At 52.5% G+C, this 25076-nt stretch carries 26 protein-coding genes; 19 read left to right on the top strand and 7 right to left on the bottom strand.

Annotated elements, in window-relative coordinates:
• The first annotated feature begins 41 nt into the window (after positions 1-41).
• From HY272_01490 to HY272_01450, 9 genes are all read left to right on the top strand, one after another.
• Complete coding sequence (locus HY272_01490) at positions 42-704, top strand: riboflavin synthase (GenBank protein ID MBI3771369.1); 663 nt, start codon at positions 42-44, stop codon at positions 702-704.
• A 6-nt stretch (positions 705-710) separates the two neighbouring features.
• Positions 711-1823, top strand: coding sequence for a 3,4-dihydroxy-2-butanone-4-phosphate synthase (gene ribB, locus HY272_01485; protein ID MBI3771368.1), 1113 nt, complete (start codon positions 711-713; stop codon positions 1821-1823).
• A gap of 196 nt (positions 1824-2019) precedes the next feature.
• A complete protein-coding gene (gene ribE, locus HY272_01480; protein ID MBI3771367.1) occupies positions 2020-2499 on the top strand; it encodes a 6,7-dimethyl-8-ribityllumazine synthase in 480 nt (159 codons plus the stop codon).
• 43 nt (positions 2500-2542) lie between these two features.
• Positions 2543-2986, top strand: coding sequence for a transcription antitermination factor NusB (nusB, locus tag HY272_01475; protein ID MBI3771366.1), 444 nt, complete (start codon positions 2543-2545; stop codon positions 2984-2986).
• 298 nt (positions 2987-3284) lie between these two features.
• Positions 3285-4259, top strand: a complete 975-nt coding sequence (gene thiL, locus HY272_01470) for a thiamine-phosphate kinase (protein MBI3771365.1) — start codon at positions 3285-3287, stop codon at positions 4257-4259.
• 64 nt (positions 4260-4323) lie between these two features.
• The gene (locus HY272_01465; protein MBI3771364.1) at positions 4324-4725 is read left to right on the top strand and encodes a phosphatidylglycerophosphatase A; all 402 of its coding nucleotides are present in this window, start codon (positions 4324-4326) and stop codon (positions 4723-4725) included.
• Between the two features lie 298 nt (positions 4726-5023).
• Positions 5024-6031: a hypothetical protein gene (locus tag HY272_01460; GenBank protein MBI3771363.1), complete on the top strand. Its 1008-nt coding sequence runs from the start codon at positions 5024-5026 to the stop codon at positions 6029-6031.
• 319 nt (positions 6032-6350) lie between these two features.
• Positions 6351-6752, top strand: coding sequence for a hypothetical protein (locus HY272_01455; protein MBI3771362.1), 402 nt, complete (start codon positions 6351-6353; stop codon positions 6750-6752).
• Between the two features lie 25 nt (positions 6753-6777).
• Positions 6778-7260, top strand: coding sequence for a hypothetical protein (locus HY272_01450; GenBank protein MBI3771361.1), 483 nt, complete (start codon positions 6778-6780; stop codon positions 7258-7260).
• 112 nt (positions 7261-7372) lie between these two features.
• On the opposite strand, the gene HY272_01445 is transcribed toward HY272_01450, so the two are convergent.
• Positions 7373-7582 (bottom strand): cold-shock protein, encoded by a 210-nt coding sequence (locus HY272_01445; protein MBI3771360.1) that lies wholly within the window; start codon positions 7580-7582, stop codon positions 7373-7375.
• A 758-nt stretch (positions 7583-8340) separates the two neighbouring features.
• On the opposite strand from HY272_01445, the gene HY272_01440 reads away from it, so the two are divergent.
• Both HY272_01440 and HY272_01435 read left to right on the top strand, forming a co-directional pair.
• On the top strand, positions 8341-8931 hold the full coding sequence (locus HY272_01440; GenBank protein MBI3771359.1) for a DUF3820 family protein: 591 nt from the start codon (positions 8341-8343) through the stop codon (positions 8929-8931).
• Positions 8928-9185: a hypothetical protein gene (locus HY272_01435; GenBank protein ID MBI3771358.1), complete on the top strand. Its 258-nt coding sequence runs from the start codon at positions 8928-8930 to the stop codon at positions 9183-9185. The genes HY272_01440 and HY272_01435 overlap by 4 nt, the downstream gene beginning before the upstream one ends.
• A gap of 121 nt (positions 9186-9306) precedes the next feature.
• Here HY272_01435 and HY272_01430 read toward each other — a convergent pair whose 3' ends face one another.
• The 6 genes from HY272_01430 to HY272_01405 form a co-directional block, all read right to left on the bottom strand.
• On the bottom strand, positions 9307-11736 hold the full coding sequence (locus HY272_01430; protein ID MBI3771357.1) for an EAL domain-containing protein: 2430 nt from the start codon (positions 11734-11736) through the stop codon (positions 9307-9309).
• Positions 11737-11984: 248 nt separating this feature from the next.
• Positions 11985-12791, bottom strand: coding sequence for a GTP cyclohydrolase I FolE2 (locus HY272_01425; protein ID MBI3771356.1), 807 nt, complete (start codon positions 12789-12791; stop codon positions 11985-11987).
• A 3-nt stretch (positions 12792-12794) separates the two neighbouring features.
• Positions 12795-13178: a 6-carboxytetrahydropterin synthase QueD gene (gene queD, locus HY272_01420; GenBank protein MBI3771355.1), complete on the bottom strand. Its 384-nt coding sequence runs from the start codon at positions 13176-13178 to the stop codon at positions 12795-12797.
• Between the two features lie 17 nt (positions 13179-13195).
• Positions 13196-15091 (bottom strand): 1-deoxy-D-xylulose-5-phosphate synthase, encoded by a 1896-nt coding sequence (gene dxs, locus HY272_01415; protein MBI3771354.1) that lies wholly within the window; start codon positions 15089-15091, stop codon positions 13196-13198.
• 176 nt (positions 15092-15267) lie between these two features.
• Complete coding sequence (gene ispA, locus HY272_01410) at positions 15268-16170, bottom strand: (2E,6E)-farnesyl diphosphate synthase (GenBank protein MBI3771353.1); 903 nt, start codon at positions 16168-16170, stop codon at positions 15268-15270.
• Complete coding sequence (locus HY272_01405; protein ID MBI3771352.1) at positions 16163-16408, bottom strand: exodeoxyribonuclease VII small subunit; 246 nt, start codon at positions 16406-16408, stop codon at positions 16163-16165. Before HY272_01405 ends, ispA begins: the two co-directional genes overlap by 8 nt.
• A 119-nt stretch (positions 16409-16527) precedes the next feature.
• Here HY272_01405 and HY272_01400 point away from each other — a divergent pair, with 119 nt between their 5' ends.
• The 8 genes from HY272_01400 to HY272_01365 all read left to right on the top strand — a co-directional run bounded on the left by HY272_01400 (position 16528) and on the right by HY272_01365 (position 25006).
• Positions 16528-16950: a rubrerythrin gene (locus HY272_01400; GenBank protein MBI3771351.1), complete on the top strand. Its 423-nt coding sequence runs from the start codon at positions 16528-16530 to the stop codon at positions 16948-16950.
• A gap of 55 nt (positions 16951-17005) precedes the next feature.
• Positions 17006-18346, top strand: coding sequence for a Fe-S oxidoreductase (locus tag HY272_01395; GenBank protein ID MBI3771350.1), 1341 nt, complete (start codon positions 17006-17008; stop codon positions 18344-18346).
• 16 nt (positions 18347-18362) lie between these two features.
• Complete coding sequence (locus HY272_01390; GenBank protein MBI3771349.1) at positions 18363-18947, top strand: DUF3501 family protein; 585 nt, start codon at positions 18363-18365, stop codon at positions 18945-18947.
• A 171-nt stretch (positions 18948-19118) separates the two neighbouring features.
• Complete coding sequence (gene parE, locus HY272_01385; protein ID MBI3771348.1) at positions 19119-21008, top strand: DNA topoisomerase IV subunit B; 1890 nt, start codon at positions 19119-19121, stop codon at positions 21006-21008.
• Between the two features lie 240 nt (positions 21009-21248).
• Positions 21249-22880 carry a methyl-accepting chemotaxis protein gene (locus HY272_01380; protein ID MBI3771347.1) on the top strand — a complete coding sequence of 544 codons (1632 nt, stop codon included), beginning with the start codon at positions 21249-21251 and terminating at the stop codon, positions 22878-22880.
• Positions 22881-23021: 141 nt separating this feature from the next.
• Positions 23022-23993: a c-type cytochrome gene (locus HY272_01375; GenBank protein ID MBI3771346.1), complete on the top strand. Its 972-nt coding sequence runs from the start codon at positions 23022-23024 to the stop codon at positions 23991-23993.
• 21 nt (positions 23994-24014) lie between these two features.
• Positions 24015-24347, top strand: coding sequence for a methylamine utilization protein (locus HY272_01370; GenBank protein MBI3771345.1), 333 nt, complete (start codon positions 24015-24017; stop codon positions 24345-24347).
• Positions 24347-25006, top strand: coding sequence for a c-type cytochrome (locus HY272_01365; GenBank protein MBI3771344.1), 660 nt, complete (start codon positions 24347-24349; stop codon positions 25004-25006). Before HY272_01370 ends, HY272_01365 begins: the two co-directional genes overlap by 1 nt.
• Positions 25007-25076 lie beyond the last annotated feature (70 nt).

Raw genomic sequence — 25076 nt, 5'->3', positions numbered from 1 at the left:
GTCTCTGCGTTAGATTTTTTGTTTTAAGGAAAGTAAGCATCATGTTTACCGGCATTATCGAACAAACGGGAACCATTGCCACGATTACTGCCAAAGGCGCTGATCGCCGTTTGCGCATAGACGCGCCGGCGTTGGGTCTTTCCGATATCGCATTGGGGGATAGCATTGCGGTGGATGGTGTTTGCCTGACGGCAGTGGCGCATGATGCCGTTGGTTTTGCAATGGACGTATCGGCGGAATCATTGAGTCGCACCACGATCGGTGAGTTTACTGTCGGTCGGCGTGTCAATCTGGAAAAGGCATTAACACCGACCACACGTTTAGGTGGCCATCTGGTCAGCGGCCATGTGGATGGCGTGGGAGTGATTGAGCGGCGTGAAGCAGTCGGTGAGTCGATCCGTTTCACTATCCGCGTGCCGGACGCCTTGGCCAAATATATTGCGGTCAAAGGTTCAATTTGTGTCGATGGCGTCAGTTTGACCGTGAATGCCGTTGATGGCGCCTGTTTTGAAATGAATATCATTCCGCACACGGCAACGCTGACGACCATCGGCGAATATACCGTTGATCGACGCGTGAATATTGAGGTCGATATCATCGCCCGTTATCTTGAGCGTTTATTGCTGGGTGAACGTGCAGCGCAACCAGGGCAAACAGGCGTGAGTCTGGAATTATTACGCGCGCATGGTTATCTCAAGGATTGAATCGCGATGAAACTGAATACCGTTGAAGAAATCATCGCTGACATCCGCCAGGGTAAAATGGTGGTGCTGATGGATGATGAAGATCGCGAAAATGAGGGCGATCTGGTGATGGCGGCGCAATGTGTGCGGCCGGAAGATATCAATTTCATGGCGCGTTATGCACGTGGTTTGATTTGCCTGACGTTAACGCGTGAACGTTGTGAGCAATTGCGGTTGCCACTGATGGTGGCGGATACCAATGCCAAACATGCCACCAACTTCACGGTTTCGATCGAGGCAGCGCAGGGCGTGACCACAGGCATTTCTGCTGCGGATCGTGCAACGACGGTGCAAGCGGCGGTAAATCCCAGTGCCAAGCCGGAAGACATTGTGCAGCCGGGACACATCTTCCCGTTGATGGCGCAACAGGGGGGCGTTTTGACGCGCGCCGGACATACCGAGGCCGGTTGTGATTTGGCGAGGCTGGCGGGGTTTGAGCCGGCATCGGTGATTATCGAAATCCTCAATGACGATGGCAGCATGGCGCGACGGCCACAACTGGAAGTCTTTGCCCGCGAGCATGGGCTGAAGTTGGGAACGGTCGCCGATTTGATTCAATATCGATTGCGTCATGAGCGTACGGTTGAGCGCGTGGCCGAGTGTAATCTGGCGACGGAGTATGGCGAGTTTCATTTATATGCCTATCAGGATTATGTCGATCAAGGTTTGCATCTGGCCCTGGTTAAAGGGCGGGTTGAGGGCGAGGCGCCAGTGACGGTGCGGGTGCATCTGACCGATACGATGAGCGATCTCATTGGCGCGCAGCGCGGCGATTGCGGGATGCCGCTGAAGGTGGCTATGGAACACATTACCAATGAGGACAATGCCGTCGTGGTCTTGCTGCGGCGGCAGGAAAAACCGGATGAGCTGGTGCGCCGTATCCGTGACTATCAGCTCCAGGATCGCGGGGTAACCCTGCCGCGGCCGCCCCAGGTCGTAGACCTGCGCAGTTATGGGGTCGGGGCACGGATCCTGGCTGACCTTGGGGTGCGCCGGATGAGGGTGGTCGGGGCGCCGCGTAAGCTCCACGGTTTGCCCGGATTTGGCCTGGAAGTAGTGGAATATATTCAGGACAGTTAGAATAGCGGCCGCTATATCATTGGCGTAGAAATTGATAGCTCGCCGAAATACTCTCTCTCCCTCAGGGAGAGGGTTGGGGTGAGGGGATCAATAATGAGATAATGTTTTGTAGCCTGGGTTAAGCGATAGTGCAACCCAGGGGTGACGGAGAGCGAAGTTTGGCGACATCCCGGAATTCGCATTGAAAGGATAAAAAATGCACGAAGTTAATCGGATCGAAGGTGATTTCAATGCCACAGGGGCACGGTTTGCCATTGTCGCCAGCCGCTTTAACAGCTTCGTGGTCGATCATCTGATCGCCGGTGCCATCGATTGCCTGGTGCGCCATGGCGTCAAGGTCAAGGACATCGATCTGATTCACGTTCCGGGGGCTTTTGAATTGCCCTTGGCCGTACAACGTGTGGCTCAGAAAAAGAAACACGACGCTATCATCGCTATTGGTGCGGTGATTCGGGGTGGTACACCACACTTTGAATATGTGGCTGGAGAGGCTGTCAAAGGTGTTTCTAGCGCGGCATTGCAATTTAATGTGCCGGTCGCGTTTGGCGTCTTGACCGTCGATACCATTGAGCAGGCGATTGAGCGTTCCGGTACCAAGGCCGGAAATAAAGGTGTCGAAGCCGCAATGTCGGCCATTGAAATGGTCAATGTTTTGCGGAAAGTGGATTCACTGTAAGCATTGCTGACACAGCAACGCTACTCATCGTTGGAGAATTTTTTTGAGTCGTTCCCGTTCCAAAGCGCGACATTGCGCGGTGCAGGCCATCTATCAATGGCAAGTGACCGGCAATGATCTTGTTGAAATCTTCGAGCAATTTCTGGTCGAGCGCAATATGGGCAAGGTCAGCATCCCTTATTTCAAGGACCTGCTCTATGGCGTCGTTACGCATCTGGATCAACTGGATACGTGTCTGCAAGCCTATCTTGATCGCTCCGTCGAGGAAGTCGATGGGGTTGAGCGCGCCGTGTTGCGCATGGGGGCGTACGAGCTGATGTTTAAGCCGGAAGTGCCTTATCGCGTTGCCATCAATGAGGCATTGGAGGCGGTGAAGGTCTTCGGCGCCGAGCAGGGTTTTAAATACGTCAACGGTGTCCTGGATAAAGTAGCGCAACAAGTCCGGGCAGTGGAAATTCAGAGTTCGGCAAAATCCAAATCCAAGTAATCATCGTCACAACATAATGTAGAGTGGGTTAGGTGGCCCTAAGCCCACCACCCCACCCCTTCGGGAGGAGGAGAGTTTCTCTCCCCTCCTTGGATAAGGGTGAGGAGGGAGAGAAAAAGGTCCAGTGGACCTTTTTCCCGACGAACGGGTGCGCACGCGCACCCCGGGCGGGATGTGGACGCGAAGCGGAAGGGGTGGTTGAAACCGCCGACAGAGTAACGTGTATTTCTTTCTCGTCGTACCTTGTATAAATGCCGATGTATTCAGCGCGAAAGCAGGAAGGGGATCAAAAAGCTTTATGGCCTTGACCGAATTCGGCTTGATCGAACGCTTCTTCAAGCAGCAACGTGTTCAACGCAGCGATGTTGATTTAGGTATCGGTGATGACGCCGCGTTGGTCACAGTGCCCGCAGGTCAGCAGCTGGTGGTGGCGATTGATACTCTGGTTGCCGGTGTTCATTTCCCAGTGGATACATCTCCTGCGCACATCGGTTATAAATCCCTGGCCGTCAATCTCAGCGATCTGGCAGCGATGGGGGCGGAGCCAGCATGGGCGACTTTGGCGCTGACCTTGCCAGAATCCAATGCCGATTGGCTGGCAGCCTTTGCCGCCGGATTTTTTGAGCTGGCGGAACGTTACCAGCTGCAACTTATTGGCGGAGATACCTGCCGTGGCCCGCTCACAGTATCCGTGCAAATTGCGGGTCTGGTGCCGACGGGGCAGGCGTTGATGAGGTCAAAGGCCAATATAGGCGATTTGATCTTTGTGACCGGGCAGATAGGTGATGCCGGAATAGGATTGAAATTGCGGCTTGATTTGGACCGCGGACATCCTGCCCGCAAGATCGAAAACGCTGCCTATTTCATCGAGCGTCTTGAAAAACCTCAGCCGCGAATCGATGCCGGATTGGCCCTCAGGGGGTTGGCCACGGCCGCGATCGATGTCTCCGACGGTCTGGCGGCGGATCTGGGGCACATCTTGGAAGCGAGCGGGGTTGGCGCAGTCATAAATCTGGAACAGCTACCCGTCGCCACTGAGCTGAAGAAAAACGGTGACGCCTGGTGGCAGATGGCCATCAGCGCCGGTGACGATTACGAATTGTGCTTTACCGCATCCGCTGACCAGCGACAAGAAGTAGAACAAGCCATGCAGCGCATCGGCTGTCCCTGCGCCTGTATCGGCCAGATTGAATCGAAACCGGGCCTACGGTTACATCTGGCAGGCCGGGATCAGAAACTTGCTGTAACGGGGTATCAACACTTTGGCAGCTAACTTACCCACGCCACATTGGCGCAATCCGATTCATATCCTCGCCTTTGGTTTTGGCGCCGGCGTCATGCCCAAGGCGCCAGGCACGTGGGGGACTATAATCGCATTGCCCATTTACTTCGCGCTTGCGGGCTTGCCGATGATGTTTTATCTGGCTGTCGTCGCCCTGATGTTTGTATTCGGAATTTGGATTTGCCACACCACTGCCCGCGATCTCAACGTGCATGACCATCCCGGTATCGTCTGGGATGAAATTGTCGGTTATTTAATCACCATGATTGCAGTTCCCGTGGAAGGCTGGTGGTGGCTGATGGGGTTTGTATTATTTCGCTTGTTTGATATCACCAAACCTTTTCCCATTCGCCAACTCGATCGCCAAGTGAAAGGCGGCTTTGGCATTATGGTCGATGATGTTGTCGCGGCACTTTATGCGGCATTGGTGTTGCAGTTGATCATTCGGCTTCTGTAGTCACAAGACGTTGGGGAGAAGGTTCAGCTATCCCCTCTCTGCATTACTCAATAAAGTTTAGTCTATTAATCAGAGGTTCTCAGGCAGTAATCAATCTATTTGAAATATCACATTAGTAATCTTGCTGATCCTGCTCCTGCACCAAGTCATGCCTGGATAATGAACTGTATCGGGCTATACTGGATAAATACACGTTTTCTGAAAACACTAAAAGATTATTAGGGGATGGCTTCAATAAATGGAGATATATAAGTCTTAAAAGAAATCAACAATCAGAAATAACGGGAGGAAATATTTTATGAAATCGATCGGAATATTGGGCACCGCGTTTTTGGCAACCACACTGGCGGCCTGTGGTGGGGGAGGGGAAGCGGAACCAAGGGTTGGTTCTGCCCCGGCCTCTACATCCGCTGTCTCGCTGACCAGCAACAATGCCGCAACTGCAGCTGGCGTGGCCTACTCCGCAGGGAGTGGAGGAAAAAATACGGGGGGCAGCAACTTGGTCGCAAGTCTCTCTGGTCCATCTGATGAAAGTACCCATTTCAACCTGCGCGGTTTGGTTCATCAAAATGTCATGAAGGCGCTGGCGCAGAAAAATCAGCTTACTCCTAATACGGCAAGAGCAGTTATTTCGCTTCCTGTGATGAATTGCCCTGGTGGTGGTACGCGCAATACTGGCTGGGATGATAAAGATACACCGGATATGGGGGATGATATAGTTACTATAATTGAGAATAACTGCATTGAGGATGGCGTAAAAACTAATGGCTCGGTGACAATCGCATTCACTTCGGTGACGGGTGATCTTACTGTGGGTGGAGCATGGTCCTATGCCGCTAAGACAACATACAGCAACTTTGTGTGGACTGAGGCGGGAGAAAACACAACAATGAATGGTGCGGCCGCAATCACAATGTCCACCTCGGATAATGTGTTGTTCAAATTTGAATTCTCTGCGCTAGCAGGCGGAGATACGTTTACTATTAGCGATAGTTCAGACACCATTCAGTTGATCGATTTCGCTATCACTGGCACTGATAACGACAACACTACCGAATATATCTTTGCACTTGATGGGAAGATGGCCAGCGTTAAGCTGGGTGGTTCGGTAACTGCTAAGACAACCGCGCCATTTATGGGGCTTGGTGTGAATGATCCGAGTAGTGGTGTAATGGTGCTTACCGGTGCGAATAACACGAAGATCACCATGACAACTATTGATTCGACGAATGTCCGGTTGGAAACGGATTCAAATGGCGACGGCATCGTTGACGATACTAAAACGGTGACCTGGAATTCACTGTAATGTTCATTTCCAAGTGGCTAACCAACAAATCCACCATTGGCGGGTTTGTTGGTTTTTTGTTAAGGAGGTATCGGGACAGCCAGAGATATAAAGTCAGGTTCTGATTTTTGAGGCGCTAAGAAGGCAGCGAAAAAAGCAGTAATTTCCGAATATTCAATGAATGTATTAGGGTTTGAGGCCCATTGGTGTTATTATCATTAGTGTTGTTTTTTCCTCAATCCGGCGCCAGCGTAAATAGTACGCCCAATATCTCCTGTTCTTTCAATATTGCCGGAGTATTTATTTCACATGTCATGTGCTCACATTAGGAGCTGATCGTATGGAAGGTATCAGTGATATAAAAATTGTGGGCCTGGATGAGCGGCGTCAGCCACGTGTCAGGAAAGAGCCCTATATCGACCTCTACTTCAAGCTCTCTCATAAAGCCCCCGCCGACTGGTGCCAAAACTTTAATGACATGCTGGCCAAACATGGGTCATCGCCAAAAATAAAACCGGCCGAAGGCGTGTTCATAGAAACCTGGGTTAGATCGCCTGATGAAATTGTCAGTCACCTGGAACTGCTCAAGAAAAAAGTGGCTGAATGTAGCTTGGCCTATATCGAAAAGATTCGGCAGCAGCAGGCGCGTGGATTAGAGGATGGCGATGCGCTGCAGAACGAAACAGGTGAGCAAGGCCGACTCAATAAAATAGTCGCTGGTTTAATCTTCGAAAGCAATTAATGTCTATAACCTAAGAGATACACAAATGCGTAAAGCGATCATTAGCCAGGAAAGACCAGATAATTCCGCTGCCGCCAACCATCGCCAGTGGCTTGATATCGAATCGTTGGCGCAGGTTGAGTTGACATCCGAAGACCCGAATTATCCCATAGAGTTATCTCTGTTGTCAGAAAGCGAACAGAGCTGGCGTGCGCAACACCCGGGCAGACAGACCATCCGTTTACGTTTTGATCAGCCGCAAACGATCAGTACCATTCATTTGGTATTTGAAGAAAATGAACGCGAACGTACGCAGGAATTTTTATTGCGCTGGTCAGCAGGTGAAAGTGGAGTGTATCAGGAGATTGTGCGTCAGCAATATCATTTCAGTCCGCCAAATTGCAGTTGCGAGCTTGAACACTACAGTGTGGATCTTAAAGGAGTGATAGCGTTGGAATTGATGATTATTCCGGACATCAGCAGGGGAGATGCACGCGCCTCACTGAAACAGTTTCGTCTGGCCGGTTAATATCAGATCAATGCTGGTGTTCTTCGAGGAAGTTAAAGGTCTGGCGAGAATGGATGTGGCAATAAAAAAAGGGTGCCAGCGGCACCCTTTCCGAGGAACTAATTGGAACTAATCACATCGTAACAACGTTAGCTGCTTGCAGGCCCTTAGGGCCGCGCTCGGTTTCGTAAGAAACCTTTTGGCCTTCGTCCAGACTTTTGTAACCATTGCCGACAATAGCGCGGAAGTGAACGAACACATCTGCTCCGCCATCGTCCTGAGTAATAAAACCAAAGCCTTTATCGGCATTGAACCACTTAATCGTACCCGTTAATTTAGACATGATGTCTCCTGAAGAATAGTTTAATAAAATTTGTAAACGTACCGTGAAGCAAGCGGGACGAATTACTTAATAATGACAAGCAAGCAGAGAGTGAAGAGCTTCAGGACAGCAGGACTTAGTAAGTAAGAAGTGGTGTAGCGAAGTATTTCAGGCTCAAATTGTTGTAATAAAGTAGGTCTGTATCACAGGCCTTGATGCATACTATAACAGGTTTTGCGGGAATGTATAGTAATATTTTTGTCCGGCGACTGAGGTTAATGCGGGGCCTCGCATTTTATAGCCCTCGACATATTTTCAATCGGCTCCCTTTCCTGGTTGTCGATGTTTTAAGTCCTCGGCCCATTTCGCGTAGCATTCCGGCGTTGTTTCAATAACCTGGACAGCCTTGGCATGTTCGTTCGTGGTGCGGATCGTGTCCTTCATGATCGCGATTTCAGTGATTTCCCTTGGCGATTGTTTGGTAGAAACATGTCTATCGTTAAATACAGTGTAATAAGCGATTAAACCAATTTATCATGCTCTCGCTGTTGTAATGTGCATTATTGTCAAGCGATAGGTGGCGCGCGGATATTGAGTATTCAAAATAAAAACACAGACCGGATGGCAATCGGTGTTACTATCGAAGTAGGTATATTCCCCGGTGCCAGTGCCGGAGTTGGCATGTCCGTTCTAAATTTGGCCCTTATCTGCCTGTAAATCACGATGCTTACAGATGAGTGTAAGTCTTGCAATGACATACTTTCCAAGAAGGCGGTGCAATGGGTATTAAAGGCACTTATGGTGATCCAAGGTTAATGTCGAAGCTGGCCAATTATCGTATGCCGTTTGGGAAGCATTTTAATGTGCTTTTGATTGATCTACCTCAGCCGTATTTGAACTGGTTTTGCAAAAATGGATTTCCGCAAAGCGAGCTAGGTGAACTTATGCGCATTGTGCATGAGACCAATGCCGATGGTATGGAGAACCTTTTTGAGCCGTTAAGAAAACAGGGTGTTGATCAGTATCCTGGCGAACCTAACATGCAATTGCCACAGGCCTTGCTGGTTGATATTGTTGCACAAGCGGGCAATGAAGGTGATGTGGTTACACCGGCGCGTGCTGATGAATATAAACACATTGAAACGATTAGGCATTTGTTAAAGCGCGATATTCCTATGGGAGTGATCTCCGGTTACGAGACTGAGCAGAGCCTCAAGGTTGATCCGATTGATATGAGGTGCGAGAAAATGGCGGATAAGATAAATTCAGCAGGCAAGGTATTGGCAAAGGTGCGTCGTCCTACAAGAATCCCGGGCGCGAGAAATCTAGTCTTAACCGTCGTCCAAGACGGATTGCTGTTTAAACGATGATTACCAGCGCGGAATATTGCTCGTTCAAAATACGCTACCGTGTGATGTTGGTTGAGGAAACCTGTCCTCCTGATGGTATGAGTGGTCTTTGGCACCGCTATGTGATTGGGGTGGATGAAGCAAGAATTGAAGGTAGAAAGCCTGGTTCGTTAACCGATGTGGAAAAACACGCCGAACTTATGGTGGAAGGTCTCAACGAACGGGTGAATAATCCCTCTGCTTCAGCCTACGGACGGCGTCGCATACGCAAGTAATGCGCGCAACCATACAGCAAGCAATTCTGGTGATAGTCCAGATATGGACGTCGCGCGTTTCCTATATCATCTGTGGAATGAGGGAAAGGGTAGGGGCGGGTTTTAAACCCGCCCCTACGTGCTACACTGCAATGCTGTCGCGGCTGAAGTCGGTGATTGGAGTGGTGTTTGGTTTCCAGGAAGTATGTTTCAGCCAGCCCGGGAGTGCAGAAGCCGTCATCGGCGTGCCGATGTAGTAGCCTTGGGCCAGATCACAACCCATTTCGCGTAACAATTCTAACGCAGCTTCGTTATCCACGCCTTCGGCAATGACCTGGTGCCCCATGTTGTGGGCGAGGTCAATGGTGGAACGGACAATGACTTTATCTTCGTTGTTGATCAGCATATCTTTGACAAACGATTTGTCGATCTTGATTTCTTCGACCGGCAATTGTTTCAGATACATGAGTGATGAATAGCCGGTCCCAAAGTCATCGATGGAGAGTTTGACACCCATACGATGCAATTTGGTGAGCGTAGTCATGGCGCGAATCGGGTCTTCCATGATCGCACTTTCAGTAATTTCCATTTGTAGTTGTTCTGCCGGAATGTTCCAGCGATCCAGGCTGCTGGCAACATGAGTGACCAAGTCGGGATCATGCAGGCTGCGGGCGGAGAGGTTCACCGCCATGCGCAGATAGAGGCCGCTGTTGTTCCAGAGATGTGCCTGATGCAATGCCTCATTCAATACAAACACAGTTAATGGTTTGATCAGGCCGGTGTGTTCTGCCAATGGAATGAATTCGTCGGGCATGATCGAGCCTTTTTGCGGGTGATCCCAACGTACCAGGGCTTCGACGCCGGTGATTTGATGCTTGCGCAAATCGGCGGTGGGTTGATAGTGAAGTTTGAGTTGAGCCGCTTCCAGCGCACGCCGCAATTCGCCGACCATGGCCAGACGGCTGACACTGTGCAAATCCTGACTTGGATCGTAGAAGGTGTAGCCGATTTGTGAGCGTTTGGCGACGTACATGGCGACGTCGGCGCGGCGCATCAAATGTACTGACTCTTCCCCGTCTTTCGGATAAAGGGCGATGCCGATGCTAATGCCGACATGGAATTGCTGGCCTTCGAGGGAGAAGGGCGGTGACATGGCCTCGATAATTTTTTTCGCTGCATGTTCGGCCTGGTCGCGATGCTGAATGATGGGCAGCAAGACGGCAAATTCGTCACCACCGAGTCGGGCAACGGTGTCGGAATCGCGCAGCGCACTGCGCATTCTGACGGCGACTTGTTGCAATAATAAATCGCCATAGTGGTGTCCCAGGGTGTCATTGATTTCCTTGAAGCGATCCAGATCCATCAACATCAATGCCAATGCGTGGCCATCGCGTTTGGCGGTGCGGGTGGCTTGTTGCAGGCGATCCTGTAGTAGTGCCCGGTTGGGAAGTTCGGTCAAGGCATCATGCAGGGCCTGATGTTGCAGTTCTTTGTTGACCGTGGCCAGTTCGCGGGTGCGTTTGATGACGCGGCGCTCCAAATCTTCCTGGAGGGATTTCAATTCCATTTCCGATTGCTTGCGATCGGTGATGTCGCGGCAGACAACGATCGACAGGCAACCTTCGATCTGGCACATCTCGCTGAGCGACGCCTCAAGATTAAATGTGCTGCCATCTTTGCGGCGGCCGAGAATCTCAAGTGACTGTGGTTGATCCGGGGATGCAGCATTTTTTTGAATTCGGGCTTTATATGAAGAGTAGAATGGTGAGGTGAATAGCATGTCGATATCTTGGCCGACAACTTCTTTAGCGTCGTATCCAAAGATACGTTCGGCAGCGAGGTTGAATGACTGAATCAAGCCTTGTTCATCGAGCGTGATCAGCGCATCGACCACGTTGTCCATGATGGCGCGGATACGGGCCTCGCGTGCGGACAGAGCCTCACCCTGATTGACCAGTTCGCGGCGCATGTGTTCGAGGTCGGTCGCCAGGGTATTGATTTCGATAATCGGGGTGCGAACTTCCAAGCGTTCGGTAGAAAGTCCGGCGGCAATTTTGCGTGCGGCAGCACTGAGTTGCTGCAAGGGGCGTGACAGGACGGGTCCCAGCAGGCTGGTGATGAGGGTGGCGGACAAAAGATAAATGGCAGCGATGATAAAGCCAGCATTGCGTGTGTCGGCGATCAGCTGTGAGGTAGGACGCTCATCATAGGCAATGTGCAGGGTGTATTTTGTGGCGCCTAGAGAGAGGGGGGTGGCGACATAAAAAACGGAATCATTATTGTCGCCAAAGGCAGGGTCGGAGCGGCTGTCTGGCGCGGGGTGCACCAGTTCGGCATGGACTAAATCGCCATTGTTGAGAGCGTCAATCAACTGGTAAGGGCGCTCGGGTTCCTGCGCAATTAATCCAGCCGTGCGCTGGGCATCAATATAGGCATGATTGATGAATTGCTGACGGTAATTGTTTTCAATTCTGGGGATCACCAATAGCAGCAGCAGAACCATCAAAAAAAGATGAATGGTCAATTCTGCCAGCACAATACGGCTGGTGAATCTGTTCAACAGCTCGGGCATTGGTAACTATCCTCAGTTCGGGGTTCGCGTGTCGATCCTAAAAGCCAGTCCGACGGTATCTAACCAAGACGCCGGGGTGCTGCTGTGTTATGTGAGGGCATCTTTAAAAAATACGGGCTTTGAAGTAAAAGCCCTGACCTAAACGCAGCAGTAACTGCCAGTGTGGAGGGACAACTCTACCTCGAAGTGCGCATGGACTCAAGCCCAATGCGCGCTAGTTGAGAAGATTATCTAAGACTGGTGGCTAACTATTTGTTTTTGCTTTTGTCCCACTCGACGAGTGCATAAGCGGAGTGATTGTGGATCGACTCGAAGTTTTCTGATTCCACAGTGTAGGCGGTGATCCGGGGGTCGGCGTTGAGGCGGGCGGCGATGTCGCGCACCATGTCTTCGACGAATTTGGGATTATCGTAGGCGCGCTCAGTAACATATTTTTCGTCTGGGCGTTTGAGTAGCCCATACAATTCGCAGGAAGCTTCTTCCTCGACCATCTGTATGATGTCTTCGATCCAGACGAAATCGCAGGTGCGCGCCATGATGGTGACGTGCGAACGCTGATTATGAGCGCCGCGCTCGGAAATTTCCTTGGAGCATGGGCAGAGACTGGTGACGGGTACCACGACCTTGATCGCGACATCGGTCTTACCCTTACGGATTTCGCCGATCAGGGTGACGTTGTAATCCATCAGTGCTTTGACTTTGGATACCGGCGCCGGCTTGTCGATGAAATAGGGGAAGTTCATTTCGATATGGCCGGTTTCAGCTTCGAGCTTTTCCGCCATTTCGTGCAACATGGCATTGAAGTTTTCGACCGAGATTTCGCGTTCATAGCTGTTGAGAATCTCAACAAAGCGCGACATGTGCGTGCCTTTGAAATTGTGCGGCAGGTTCACGTACATATTGAAGCTGGCAATCGTGTGTTGCTGACCTTGCGACCGGTCCTTGACGCGGACAGGATGGCGAATGTCCTTGATCCCGACCTTGTTGATCGGAATGCGGCGGGTGTCAGCCGAGCTCTGGACATCGGCGATGTTGGCTGTGATCTTTGTGGCCATGGTTTAGTCCTCCTCGGTGTAGCGGACGCAAGCCCGCTCGGTCTCCCAGACCGTGATGGCGCTGACGCGGACGTGAGGGCCATTCAGTGCCTGGCCCAGCGCCTGATAAATATGAGCGGCGATGTTTTCCGCTGTTGGATTGATTTGATCGAAAGGACTCAGTTCGTTCAGAAACTGGTGATCCAGCCGGTCGCAAACCGCTTTTGCTTGCTGGCGGATATGTTTGAAGTCCATGCCGATGCCCAGGCCATCCAGTTTCGTGGCCGTGACTTCGACTTCGACCTTCCAGTTATGGCCGTGCAGGCGGGCGCAGTCGCCGGGATAGTTGCGCAAGGCATGGGCGGCGGCGAAATCGGTAATGACTTTGAGTGTGTAACGGGAAGACATAATAATAGTTGACTTAATTAGTAAGAATTTACCTGAGCCAGAGGTGTTTGGCAAGTGTCAGTAGCCAAGTAGCCCTGAATTTTTTGTGTGATTGAGGCAGTATCAAGGCCGCACTCCGCCAACAGTTCTTCACGGCTGCCTTGATCGATAAATTTGTCAGGCAGGCCGATCGGCAATACGGGGGTGTGAAGTTGATGCTGTACCAACACGTCGATTACCGCGCTACCCGCGCCGCCGAGGACGGCATTTTCTTCGACGGTCACCAGTAACTCATGTTCGGCGGCCAGTTGGCAGATCAGCGTTTCGTCGAGCGGTTTGACGAAACGCATGTTGACTACGGTGGCGTCCAGGGTCTCGCCCGCCGTCACTGCCGGGGTCACCATACTGCCAAAGGCAAGAATCGCGACCTTGCGGCCACGGCGGCGCACTTCGGCTTTACCGATGGGCAGTGTCGTCAATGTCGGATTGACGGCGACACCGGGGCCACCGCCACGCGGGTAACGCACGGCGGCAGGGCCATCGTGCAGGAAGCCGGTGGAGAGCATCTGGCGGCACTCGTTTTCGTCGGCCGGGGCCATGATCACCAAGTTGGGAATGCAACCCAGGAAGCTGAGATCGAAACTGCCGGCGTGGGTCGGGCCATCGGGGCCGACCAGTCCGGCGCGATCGATGGCGAACAACACCGGCAGATTTTGCAGCGCCACATCATGAATCAGTTGATCATAGGCGCGCTGTAAAAAGGTGGAGTAGATGGCGACCACCGGTTTCATGCCATCGCAGGCCAGGCCCGCGGCCAGGGTGACGGCGTGTTGCTCGGCGATGCCGACGTCGAAATAACGGTGCGGAAAGCGTTCAGAAAATTCCACCAACCCTGAACCTTCGCGCATTGCGGGGGTAATGCCGACCAAACGTGCATCGGCTGCCGCCATATCACACAGCCAATTACCGAAGATTTGAGTATAGGTAAGCGTACTGCTGCCGGGCGCCAATGTGCCGCTGTCCGGATCGAACTTACCCACGCCGTGATAGGCCAGTGGATTCAGTTCGGCAGGTGCAAAGCCTTTGCCCTTGCGGGTGACAATGTGCAGGAATTGCGGGCCGGAAAGTTCGCGCATGTTACGCAAGGTGCTGACGAGCGTCGTCATGTCATGGCCATCAATCGGGCCGATGTAGTTAAAGCCCAGCTCTTCAAACATGGTGCCCGGCACGACCATGCCTTTCATATGTTCTTCGGCGCGGCGCGCCAGTTCCCAGACCGACGGCATCTTGCCCAGCACCTTTTTACTGCCTTCGCGCATGCTGGCGTAGAATTTGCCGGAGAGGATGCGCGCCAGATACTTCGACATGCCGCCGACATTGGGCGAGATCGACATATCGTTGTCGTTTAAGATCACCAATAGATTGGCGTCGAGATCACCGGCGTGATTCAGGGCCTCGAAGGCCATGCCCGCGGTCATCGCGCCATCGCCAATCACAGCGACGACTTTACGATCGATACCTTGGGCTTGCGCCGCCAGCGCCATGCCTAACGCGGCGCTGATCGAGGTGCTGGAATGGCCGACGCCAAAGGTGTCGTATGGGCTTTCATCGCGCTTGGGAAAACCGGCGATGCCGTTTTTCTTGCGCAGCGTCGCCATCTGGTAGCGGCGACCAGTGAGAATTTTGTGGGGATAGCTCTGATGGCCCACATCCCAGATCAGCCTGTCTTCCGGCGTGTTGAAGACATGGTGCAGGGCGACAGTTAGCTCCACGGTGCCCAGCCCCGCCGCCAGATGGCCGCCGGTGCTGCTGACGCTGCGAATCAAAAAGCGCCTGACCTCGCTGGCAACATGCTCCAGCTCGGCCACCGACATGCGTCGCAAATCGGCAGGCGATTCAAGGGTATCGAGCAAGGGGTAACTGGAGGTCGGCATGTAATGAGTAGGCTGCAACAGCGAAAACGGGTAATTATGAAGGGTAGGCGGGTGGGGTGCAAGTAAAAGGCTGGCGTAAAAGCATTAACCGCAAAGGCCGCTAAGGGACGCCAAGAAAGAAAACCTGTGGAGGGAGCGCTTAACTTTGCGTTCCTTGGCGGCCTTCGCGGTTAGCTTTAGCTCTTCCGCGCCACAATATATTCTGCCATCCACCGCAGCGGGTCGGCGCTGGGGCCGAAGCCGGTCAGGCTGGCGATGGCTTCGTCTTTAAGCTCTTGCGCCCGTTCCTTGGCGCCATCGAGTCCAAGCAGAGCGGGGTAGGTGGGTTTGTTCAGGGCCTGATCGGCGCCTTGGGCTTTGCCCAGGGTTTCGGTGGTGCCTTCTATATCAAGAATATCGTCCTGGATTTGAAAGGCGAGACCGATGCAGTGGGCGTAGTGGTCGAGGACCAGACTTTCGGTAGATGCCTGTGCCGCAGACAGGGCGCCAAGCCGGACGCTGGCGCGGATCAGGGCGCCGGTCTTGTGAATGTGCATGTTTTCCAGGGCGGGCAAATCCAAATCCTTGCCGACGGCCGCCAAGTCGATGGCTTGCCCCCCGACCATGCCACGCGAACCCGCCGCGGTGGCCAGGCAGTCGATCATTTGTAGTTTCCGCTCGGCGGGTACCTGGATCGCGGCATCGTGGGCGAGGATGTGAAAGGCCAGTGGTTGCAGGGCATCGCCCGCCAGGATTGCCGTCGCTTCGTCGAAGGCCCGATGACAGGTAGGTTTGCCCCGACGCAGGTCGTCGTTGTCCATCGCCGGCAGATCGTCATGGATCAGCGAATAGACGTGGATCAGTTCCACGGCCGAGGCGGGGCCATCGAGTTGCTCCGGCGCTAAACCCAAGGCGGTGCCACTGGCGTACACCAGAAACGGGCGCACGCGTTTGCCGCCATCGAGGCTGGAGTAGCGCATCGCCTCGTGTAGTCGTTGGGGGACAATTTTGGCCGTTGGCAACCAGTGGTTGAGGGCGGATTCCACCCGCGACTGGTAGTGGCGCAACAGGTCGCTCAGGGTGTTGCTGGAATCAATCATCGGCGCTGAAATCTTCGGCCTCGGCGCTCGGCGTTTTTTCGAGCAGGATCTGCACCTTTTGTTCCGCTGCCTTGAGCGCCTGCTGGCAGGTGCGGGTGAGATTGACGCCGCGTTCGAAGAGCTGCAAAGATTCTTCCAGCGAGACATCGCCTTGTTCCATGCGCTCGACCAGCGCCTCAAGCTCGGCCAAGGCCGATTCGAAGTCAGGGGTTTGCTCGGGTGCACGTTTCTTGGCCAAGGGGGATGTCCTTCTGTTTCGCAGAGGTGCTAACTCTACTCAGACTTCCCTCAATGGTCAAACTGGGCTAGAGTCGAGAACGGGTTCAGTTTTATCCATATATGAAGGAGGTTGTGCGCATGGCCTTAAAAGGAAGCAAGACGGAACAAAACCTCAAGGCAGCCTTTGCCGGGGAATCGCAGGCGAATCGCCGCTATCTCTATTTCGCTGCCAAGGCCGATGTCGAAGGTCATAACGACGTGGCGGCGGTGTTCCGTTCTACGGCCGAAGGCGAGACCGGCCATGCCCATGGCCATCTGGAATATCTGGAGGTCTGTGGCGATCCGGCCACGGGTCTGCCCATCGGCGGCACGCTCGACAATATTCGTGCGGCGATCGCGGGCGAAACCTACGAATATAGCGATATGTATCCCGGCATGGCCAGGGTGGCCCGTGACGAGGGTTTTGATGAAATTGCAGACTGGTTTGAAACCCTGGCCAAGGCCGAACGTTCACATGCCAACCGGTTTCAGAAGGCGCTGGAGGCGATGAACGAAGAGTAGGCCGCGTGTTTCATCCTGCCAGTGAATTAGTGCGGGAGGCATAATGCCGGATTCGATGCGCCCGCCGCGCGAAGAAGGTTTAGAAGCGCCACAACGCCAGCCCTTGGCTTGGCAGATGCCGGAGTTTTACGATCAGGATGCGTTACACTCGGAAATGGCGCGGGTGTTTGATATCTGCGCCTCCTGTCGCCGTTGCGTCAATCTCTGTAATGCCTTCCCCACCTTGTTCGATTTGATCGATGCCAGTGAAGCCATGGATGTCGATGGTGTCACTACCGATGACTATGAAAAGGTTGTCGATCAATGTTATCTCTGCGATTTGTGCCATGTCACCAAATGCCCTTATGTGGCTCCGCATTCGTGGGCGGTGGATTTTCCGCAATTGATGTTGCGGGCTAAGGCTGTGCATTTCAAACAGCATGGTGCCAGTCGACGCGATAAATGGTTGACTGCGACCGATGAAGTGGGGCGTTTGGCGGGGATCCCCATCATTGCGCAAACGATTAATGGCATCACGCAAACCCCATCCTTACGCAAACAGATGGAGAAACATTTGGGGATTGCGCAAGAGGCGTGGCTGCCTCCGTTTGATGATCAAACCCTGCGCAAACGCTTGAAAACGCGTCCGTTGATGGGGGGGGATCGAATCGAATCCACGTCGCGGACACATGGCAAAGTGGCGGTGTTTGCCACCTGTTATGGCAATCAGCATGAGCCGCGTATTGTCCAGGATCTGGTCGCGATTCTGGATCACAATCACATCCCCTGGACGTTAACCGAGACTGAACGTTGTTGCGGCATGCCCAAACTCGAATTGGGCGACTTGCAGAGTGTGGTTGAGGCCAAGGAATTTAATATTCCAATATTGTCGCGCTTGGTGGATGAAGGCTGGGATTTGCTGGCGGTGGTACCGTCATGCGTGTTGCTGTTCAAACAGCAATTGCCGTCAATGTTCCCGAATGATTCTGCCGTTGCTAAAGTGAGCCAGGCCTTTTTTGATCCTTTTGAGTATCTGAGTTTGCGTCATCGTGAAGCAAAACTGAAACTGGATTTCACACGCGCGTTGGGAAAAATTGTTTATCATGTTTCCTGTCATCAGCGTGTGCAATTCAATGGCGTTAAGGCGCGGGAGTTGTTGTCTTTGATTCCGAATACCGAACTTGAAGTGGTGGAACGTTGTTCCGGTCATAATGGAACTTACGCTGTGAAGGTTGAGAATTACTCGCATGCGGTGAAGATTGCGCAGCCGGTGGTGAATGTGATCAAAGCCGCGATGCCGGATCATTATGGCAGCGATTGTCCGTTGGCCGGACATCATTTGGCGGGGATTTTAGATGATAGTACTGTGCCGCGTCATCCGCTGACGTTGCTACGGATGGCCTATGGGATATTCTGAACAAGATATTGCAAAGATGCAGAAATTGACGCGCGCTGATTTATTCTCCCTGGAAGAATATGCCCAACGCCGCCCTGAATTCCGACAGCAGGTGATGGCACATAAACAACGGCGCGTGATCGCGCTGGGCCCGTACGCAACGTTGCATTTTGAAGATCGATTGACCATGCACTATCAGGTGCAGGAGATGTTGCGTGCGGAACGTATTTTTGAGTCTGCGGAAATAGAAGCCGAGCTTGCTACTTATAATCCGTTGGTACCGGATGGCCACAACTGGAAGGCGACGTTGATGCTGGAATACGCCGATCCGGTACAGCGGTCAGCAGCGCTGAGCCAGTTGGTGGGGATTGAACACAAGGTCTGGATTCAGATAGCCGATTGCGAGCCGGTATTTGGCGTCGCCGATGAAGACCTGCAACGTTCCACGGCTGAGAAAACCTCAGCCGTGCATTTTCTGCGTTTTGAACTGACTGAGCCGATGATTGAGGCATTGCGTGGGGGCGGTAATCTGGCGTTGGGGATCGATCATCCCCATTACCACGTTATGATTGAGGTGGCCGAGGATGTTCGTAGGACGCTGCTGGCGGATTTGTATTGTTGAAATTGACATCATTACCAAAACATCAGCCCCTTTCCCCGCAAGCGGGGAGAGGGAGAGGGTGGGAGTCTGATTGAGCCATCATTAATATGCGCATGTTAGTCCTTTGTCCTTTGTTCCTCCCGTGCTAAATTGACGCCAGTTGATTATCAAGTATGAGATTTGAAGTCGCCTATGAGCAATAAATACGACGCCTCAGCGATAGAAGTGCTGAGTGGCCTGGAGCCGGTGCGCAAGCGCCCCGGGATGTACACCGACACCACCCGCCCCAATCATCTGGCGCAAGAAGTCGTCGACAACAGCGTCGATGAGGCGATTGCCGGTCATGCCACGTCTGTCGATGTCACGCTGCATAAAGATGGCTCGGTCGAGGTCAAGGACGATGGTCGCGGCATGCCGGTGGACATCCACCCCGAGGAAAAGATTCCCGGCGTCGAGGTGATCCTGACCAAGCTTCATGCGGGTGGCAAGTTCTCGAACAAGAATTATCAATTCTCGGGTGGCCTGCACGGCGTCGGCGTGTCGGTGGTGAATGCCTTGTCGAAGCGTCTGGACGTGTGGGTGCGGCGCGATGGTCAGGAATATCACATGGCCTTTGCCAATGGCGACAGGGCCGAGAAACTTAAAGTGGTCGGCAAGGTGGGCAAGCAAATCACCGGTACCACGGTGCGTTTCTGGCCGGACCCGAAATATTTCGATTCGCCCAAAATCTCCGTGCTCAAACTCAAGCATGTACTGCGTGCCAAGGCAGTGTTGTGTTCCGGCTTGCGGGTGAGTTTGCATGATGTGGCGACGGGGGAGAAGGAAGAATGGTGTTATCAGGATGGGCTGCACGATTATCTCAGCACCGCCTTGCGTGAATACGAATTTATTCCAGCGGAATTGTTCGTGGGTACCATGGCCGCGCAACGGGAAGCCGCTGAGTGGGCTGTCGCCTGGCTGCCCGAAGGCGGCGAATTGGTTGCCGAGAGTTACGTCAATCTGATCCCCACCGAGCAGGGCGGCACCCATGTTAATGGTCTGCGTACCGGCTTGACCGAGGCGATTCGCGAATTTTGTGAATTTCGCAATTTGATCCCGCGCGGTGTGAAACTCGCGCCGGAAGATATCTGGGATCGTTGCGCCTATGTGTTGTCAGTAAAACTGGAAGATCCGCAATTCAGTGGTCAGACCAAAGAGCGCTTGTCATCGCGTGAGTGTGCCGCGTTTGTCTCAGGCGTAGTCAAAGATTCCTTCAGTCTGTGGCTGAATCAGCATACCGATGTCGGCGAACAAATCGCCCAGCTCGCCATAGACAATGCCCAGTCGCGGTTACGTGCGGGCAAAAAAGTGGTGCGTAAAAAAGCCACGGCGGGTCCAGCCCTGCCGGGTAAGCTGGCGGATTGTACGACGCAGGATATTGGTCGTACCGAGTTGTTTTTGGTCGAAGGAGACTCGGCCGGCGGTTCCGCCAAGCAGGCGCGTGACCGTGTATTCCAGGCGATTATGCCGTTGCGCGGTAAAATCCTGAATACCTGGGAAGTGAACTCCGACGAAGTACTGGCGTCACAAGAAGTGCATGACATAGTGCTGGCCATCGGTGTTGAACCGGGCTCACCGGACATTCAGGCATTACGCTACGGCAAGATCTGTATCCTCGCCGATGCCGATTCCGACGGCGCACATATCGCTACTTTGCTTTGCGCCTTGTTCCTGCGTCATTTCCGGCCCTTGGTTCAAGCGGGGCATGTCTTTGTCGCCATGCCGCCCTTGTATCGCATCGACGTCGGCAAACAAGTGTTTTATGCGCTCGATGATGCCGAGAAGCAGGGCATCCTTGATCGCATCGCCGCTGAAAAAATTAAAGGCAAGGTCGGAATACAGCGCTTCAAAGGGCTGGGTGAAATGAATCCTATCCAGTTGCGTGAGACCACCATCGCCCCCGATACCCGGCGACTGGTACAACTGACGCTGGATGTAGCCGATGACACCGATGGCTTGATGGACATGTTGCTGGCCAAAAAGCGCGCAGCCGATCGGCGTCAATGGTTAGAAACCAAAGGTGATTTGGCACAGATTGGGTAGGGATTTTGTTTGCTGTAGCGAGTTCCGGGAATGAAGCGTAAAAAAGTTTACGATTATTGACAGCGTTGCCAAAGAGTCCAGATTTTATTGTAACTATATAAATCCGCTATACATTTGTTGTAATTTATTATTTTGATTGCACTAAAGTCCCCCCCCCCCTGGCCGTTACAGACTTTGTAATTACTACTGACAGCCAAATGGCGGCTGCCGGCATGGGTTATGGATTTAAGGGACGGGTCGATGACAAACAACATAGAACGTTTTCTCGGCAATATTACCTGGCGCACGAAGATTCTGGGTTTGTCGAGTATTTTTGCCATCGGATCTCTGGTTGTGGGCGGCATCGGTGCCTATGCAATCCAGAAATTGAACGACGATGTGCAACAGTTGAACGCCGAGTCTGCGTCGCGCATGAATACCGTTGCTGACGCGCAATTCGCGCTACTGAAAATGAGTTATGCCCAGGCCGCGGTTATTGCCTTTGTCGATCCTGCCGACACGCGCAAGGCGGCGGTGGATGCCATCAAGGCGGCAGCTCAATTGGATGAAAAGATTCAAAACCTGCAAGCCGCCTTGCCCGACGACAAAACAGTTGCCGATCTGGCGCGTCTGGTGCCGCTGCTCAAATCCAAACGCATGGAAATCATCAAACTGGCGCGTGCCAACCAGGATGTCGAGGCATTGGCCCAGATCAAGGCGATGGAGGCTGATTTTCATCGTGTTGATGAGCTGTCTGATCAGATCATTTCCGAACAACGCATGATGATGCAGGAGGCGTTGAAGGATATTGAGAATAAAGGCCAAAAGACCATTCTACTGTTGGCATTGTCTGTGATGGGCGGGATCGGCATTAGTGTTTTTCTCGGGTTGCTGGCGTCTCACTATTCAGTGAAACCGATGACCAAGCTTGAACAGGCCATGCAGTCGTTGGCGACAGGTGATTTGCGTATCACACTTGATGAGCCAGGTAAGGATGAAGTAGGTAAAATGGTCAAGGCGATGAATAGCACGGTGACCGACCTGCATGCCATTGTCTCCAAGATTCATTCTGATGCCGGTACCCTGACTGCTGAGGCAGAACACATCGCGACGGCGGCAGACATGATTCACGATGTTTCGACGCGTTTGCATGCTAGCGTTGAAGGGATAAAAGATTCCTCGGATACGGTTACCACAACCACGGGCGGTGCAGTAGAGCAGCTGGAAGAGGCGGCCAACCGCGCTCAGCAAACGGCCGATAGTGCGGAAAGTACTGCCCACAAGATCAATGAAACCACCCAGGCATTCGAGCGTTTCCAACAGCAAATGGAAGCCACTGCCAATGTCACGCGCGAACTGGCCAAGACGGCGGAAACAATCACTCATATCACCAAGACTATTCGCGATATTTCTTCACAAACCAATTTGTTGGCCTTGAATGCAGCAATCGAAGCGGCCCGTGCTGGTGAACAGGGGCGTGGTTTCGCCGTGGTGGCCGATGAAGTGCGTCAATTGGCGACCAGGACCGAGGCCGCGACGACGGAGATTTCAGGCCTGGTGGAAACGATTTCCGGCAGTGTTGCTGAAGCAGTAGGCATGCTTGAAAAATCAGTCACGGAATCGCGCACCAATATTGCGCGCCTGGGAGAAGTTGCAGCCAATACCAGCCAGGGTCGTGATCAGGCCGTGTATTTGCGTGAAGCAATGCAGGAAGTAGTACAGATGATGGTGGAGCAGGAAAAGGCGGTGGAGGGCATCAATCAGGCAGTTAATGATCTTTTTGAACTCAGTGCAGAGACCAGCCGCCAGACCGAGATGTTGCATGGCTTGTCGTCTTCGCTCAACGGTGCGGCCATGGGGTTAAATCATGTGGTGGATAAGTTCAAGTTATAAATATTGTAGTCGTTATCAATAGTCGTAGTTTTTAGTTTTCTCTTGCGAGGCAAATAGGAGGCTCTCATGTATAAATCTGTGTTTAGTCATCGTTCGCTAACAACCGGCGTCGCCGCTGTGTTGTTTGGCGTTGTGCTTGGAATGGTGGGAGGTGTCACACAAGCGGCGTCAGGCCCGAGTGAGGATGATGTGAAGACTTTTCTTCGTCCGATGGAAGTGCCACAACCGGCGGATAATCTTTCAACCTCAGAGCGTGTGGAACTGGGTAAGGCCTTGTTCTTCGATCCGCGCCTGTCAGGTTCGGGCTGGATTAGTTGCGCCACTTGTCACAATCCAGTATTGGGCTGGTCGGATGGTTTGCCAACCGCCATCGGTCACGGCATGAAAGTGTTGGGCCGTTCTACGCCAACGATCCTCAATGGCGCTTATCAGAAATTCCAGTTTTGGGATGGTCGTGCCGCGACACTGGAACAGCAGGCATTGGGTCCGATTCAGGCCGAGCCGGAAATGGCTGGCAACATGGGAAATGTTATCAGAGATTTGAGTGCTATCCCCAAGTACAAGCAGATGTTTGAAGTGGCCTATCCAGGCAAAGGTATCAACAACGATACCATTGCCAAAGCGATTGCAGCGTTTGAGCGGAGCGTAGTGTCCACCGATTCACCATTTGATTTGTGGCTGAAGGGTCAAAACACCATGGCTGAGGCTGCTTTGCGTGGTTTTGAAATTTTTAAAGGCAAAGCAAATTGTGCTGCTTGTCACAGCGGTTACAACTTCTCCGACAGCGGGTTCCATAATATCGGTCTGCCGGATAACACCGATGAAGGTCGTTTCAAAATCAAGGCTATCAAGGTTATGAAGGGCTCCTTCAAGACTCCAACCTTGCGTGATGTGGCGCTGACCGCGCCGTATATGCATAACGGACAGTACAAGTCGCTGGAAGAAGTGGTTGATCACTACAACAGTGGTGGTACACCAACGTTCGATAATCTTGATCCGAACATGAAGAAGCTGAATCTGTCGAAGCAAGAGAAAAAGGATCTGGTGGAGTTCCTGAAATCACTGACCGGAGCACCGCTGGCGATCACCTACCCGCAGCTGCCAGTTAAATGATTGGTTAAAAGGAGATAAATCATGTTGCGTATTAGTTATCTGGTTACAATGGCGACGATGGTGGTCGCTACGACTGCGGCAGCGGGCGAGATTACCATTGGTCAGAAGGATAAAACCTTTGTGATGAATGGTGCCAAGGTCGAAACTGTTACGGTTAAAGTGGGTGATACTATCAACTTTAAGAACGAAGATCCGTGGTTCCACAATATATTTTCGCTTTCGGATCTGAAGACTTTCGATTTAGGTTCTTATCCTCAAGGTCAATCGAAACCAGTAGTCTTCGATAAGGCCGGTACGGCTGAGGTTGAATGTGCCATTCATCCGACCATGATGCTTAAGGTCGAGGTTAAATAATGATGAAACAGCAGCCCTTCAAAATGCTGCTAAAAGGCGTGCTGGCGTTGGCCGTAATGGCCAGCGCCTTTTCCGCGCAGGCCACGGATAGCCGGGAAGATATCGCCAAGGCTCAATCCAAGCCGATGATTCGCGGAGGCATTGTCTTTCGTAGCTATTGTATATTGTGTCATGGTGAGCGTGGCGATGGTGTGGCGCGTGCCACCAAATTATATGGACAGGAGAGTCTAGCTATCAAGTCTCAGCAGAGTGATTATTATGACAAAATCATCCGCGGTGGTGGTCCAGCTGTAGGGCGATCCGAATTCATGCCGAACTGGGGTAATGAATTATCGGAAGAACAAATTAATGATGTGGTTTCCTATTTGGAAGTGGTCACCGATCCGGTCGGGCGTGGTGAAGTGGTGTTCAAGACTAATTGCGTGTTGTGTCATGGCGTCAAAGGCGATGGCAAAGGACGGGCCTCGGTGTTGTTTGATCCACCGCCGGCGAATCTGACCAAGAGTGACAAGAATGACGACTATAAACGCATGATCATCACCATGGGCGGCAAAGCGATGGGCCGCTCCGAGGTGATGCCGATCTGGGGTCAGCAGATATCGCCGCAACAGATTGATGACGTAGTCGCTTATTTACGCACAATTTTAATTAAGGAATAGCGATAGGCAAATGGTATGGCGCCTGCGGGCGTCTTACTTCTTTCATGACTATTATTCAATTACGGACATG

This window comes from Gammaproteobacteria bacterium (genome assembly GCA_016200485.1).
GTDB lineage: Bacteria > Pseudomonadota > Gammaproteobacteria > Tenderiales > Tenderiaceae > JACQEP01.
Note: the sequence above shows the minus strand (reverse complement) of the source record. Positions and strands in the feature narration are given on the sequence as shown.

What these genes read in the sequence shown, in the direction of transcription:
- HY272_01490 (MBI3771369.1), top strand. Translation starts at nt 42, where the DNA reads ATGTTTACCGGCATTATCGAACAAACGGGAACCATTGCCACGATTACT.
- ribB (MBI3771368.1), top strand. Translation starts at nt 711, where the DNA reads ATGAAACTGAATACCGTTGAAGAAATCATCGCTGACATCCGCCAGGGT.
- ribE (MBI3771367.1), top strand. Translation starts at nt 2,020, where the DNA reads ATGCACGAAGTTAATCGGATCGAAGGTGATTTCAATGCCACAGGGGCA.
- thiL (MBI3771365.1), top strand. Translation starts at nt 3,285, where the DNA reads ATGGCCTTGACCGAATTCGGCTTGATCGAACGCTTCTTCAAGCAGCAA.
- HY272_01465 (MBI3771364.1), top strand. Translation starts at nt 4,324, where the DNA reads ATGCCCAAGGCGCCAGGCACGTGGGGGACTATAATCGCATTGCCCATT.
- HY272_01460 (MBI3771363.1), top strand. Translation starts at nt 5,024, where the DNA reads ATGAAATCGATCGGAATATTGGGCACCGCGTTTTTGGCAACCACACTG.
- HY272_01455 (MBI3771362.1), top strand. Translation starts at nt 6,351, where the DNA reads ATGGAAGGTATCAGTGATATAAAAATTGTGGGCCTGGATGAGCGGCGT.
- HY272_01450 (MBI3771361.1), top strand. Translation starts at nt 6,778, where the DNA reads ATGCGTAAAGCGATCATTAGCCAGGAAAGACCAGATAATTCCGCTGCC.
- HY272_01445 (MBI3771360.1), bottom strand. Translation starts at nt 7,582, where the DNA reads ATGTCTAAATTAACGGGTACGATTAAGTGGTTCAATGCCGATAAAGGC.
- HY272_01440 (MBI3771359.1), top strand. Translation starts at nt 8,341, where the DNA reads ATGGGTATTAAAGGCACTTATGGTGATCCAAGGTTAATGTCGAAGCTG.
- HY272_01435 (MBI3771358.1), top strand. Translation starts at nt 8,928, where the DNA reads ATGATTACCAGCGCGGAATATTGCTCGTTCAAAATACGCTACCGTGTG.
- HY272_01430 (MBI3771357.1), bottom strand. Translation starts at nt 11,736, where the DNA reads ATGCCCGAGCTGTTGAACAGATTCACCAGCCGTATTGTGCTGGCAGAA.
- HY272_01425 (MBI3771356.1), bottom strand. Translation starts at nt 12,791, where the DNA reads ATGGCCACAAAGATCACAGCCAACATCGCCGATGTCCAGAGCTCGGCT.
- queD (MBI3771355.1), bottom strand. Translation starts at nt 13,178, where the DNA reads ATGTCTTCCCGTTACACACTCAAAGTCATTACCGATTTCGCCGCCGCC.
- dxs (MBI3771354.1), bottom strand. Translation starts at nt 15,091, where the DNA reads ATGCCGACCTCCAGTTACCCCTTGCTCGATACCCTTGAATCGCCTGCC.
- ispA (MBI3771353.1), bottom strand. Translation starts at nt 16,170, where the DNA reads ATGATTGATTCCAGCAACACCCTGAGCGACCTGTTGCGCCACTACCAG.
- HY272_01400 (MBI3771351.1), top strand. Translation starts at nt 16,528, where the DNA reads ATGGCCTTAAAAGGAAGCAAGACGGAACAAAACCTCAAGGCAGCCTTT.
- HY272_01395 (MBI3771350.1), top strand. Translation starts at nt 17,006, where the DNA reads ATGCGCCCGCCGCGCGAAGAAGGTTTAGAAGCGCCACAACGCCAGCCC.
- HY272_01390 (MBI3771349.1), top strand. Translation starts at nt 18,363, where the DNA reads ATGCAGAAATTGACGCGCGCTGATTTATTCTCCCTGGAAGAATATGCC.
- parE (MBI3771348.1), top strand. Translation starts at nt 19,119, where the DNA reads ATGAGCAATAAATACGACGCCTCAGCGATAGAAGTGCTGAGTGGCCTG.
- HY272_01380 (MBI3771347.1), top strand. Translation starts at nt 21,249, where the DNA reads ATGACAAACAACATAGAACGTTTTCTCGGCAATATTACCTGGCGCACG.
- HY272_01375 (MBI3771346.1), top strand. Translation starts at nt 23,022, where the DNA reads ATGGTGGGAGGTGTCACACAAGCGGCGTCAGGCCCGAGTGAGGATGAT.
- HY272_01370 (MBI3771345.1), top strand. Translation starts at nt 24,015, where the DNA reads ATGTTGCGTATTAGTTATCTGGTTACAATGGCGACGATGGTGGTCGCT.
- HY272_01365 (MBI3771344.1), top strand. Translation starts at nt 24,347, where the DNA reads ATGATGAAACAGCAGCCCTTCAAAATGCTGCTAAAAGGCGTGCTGGCG.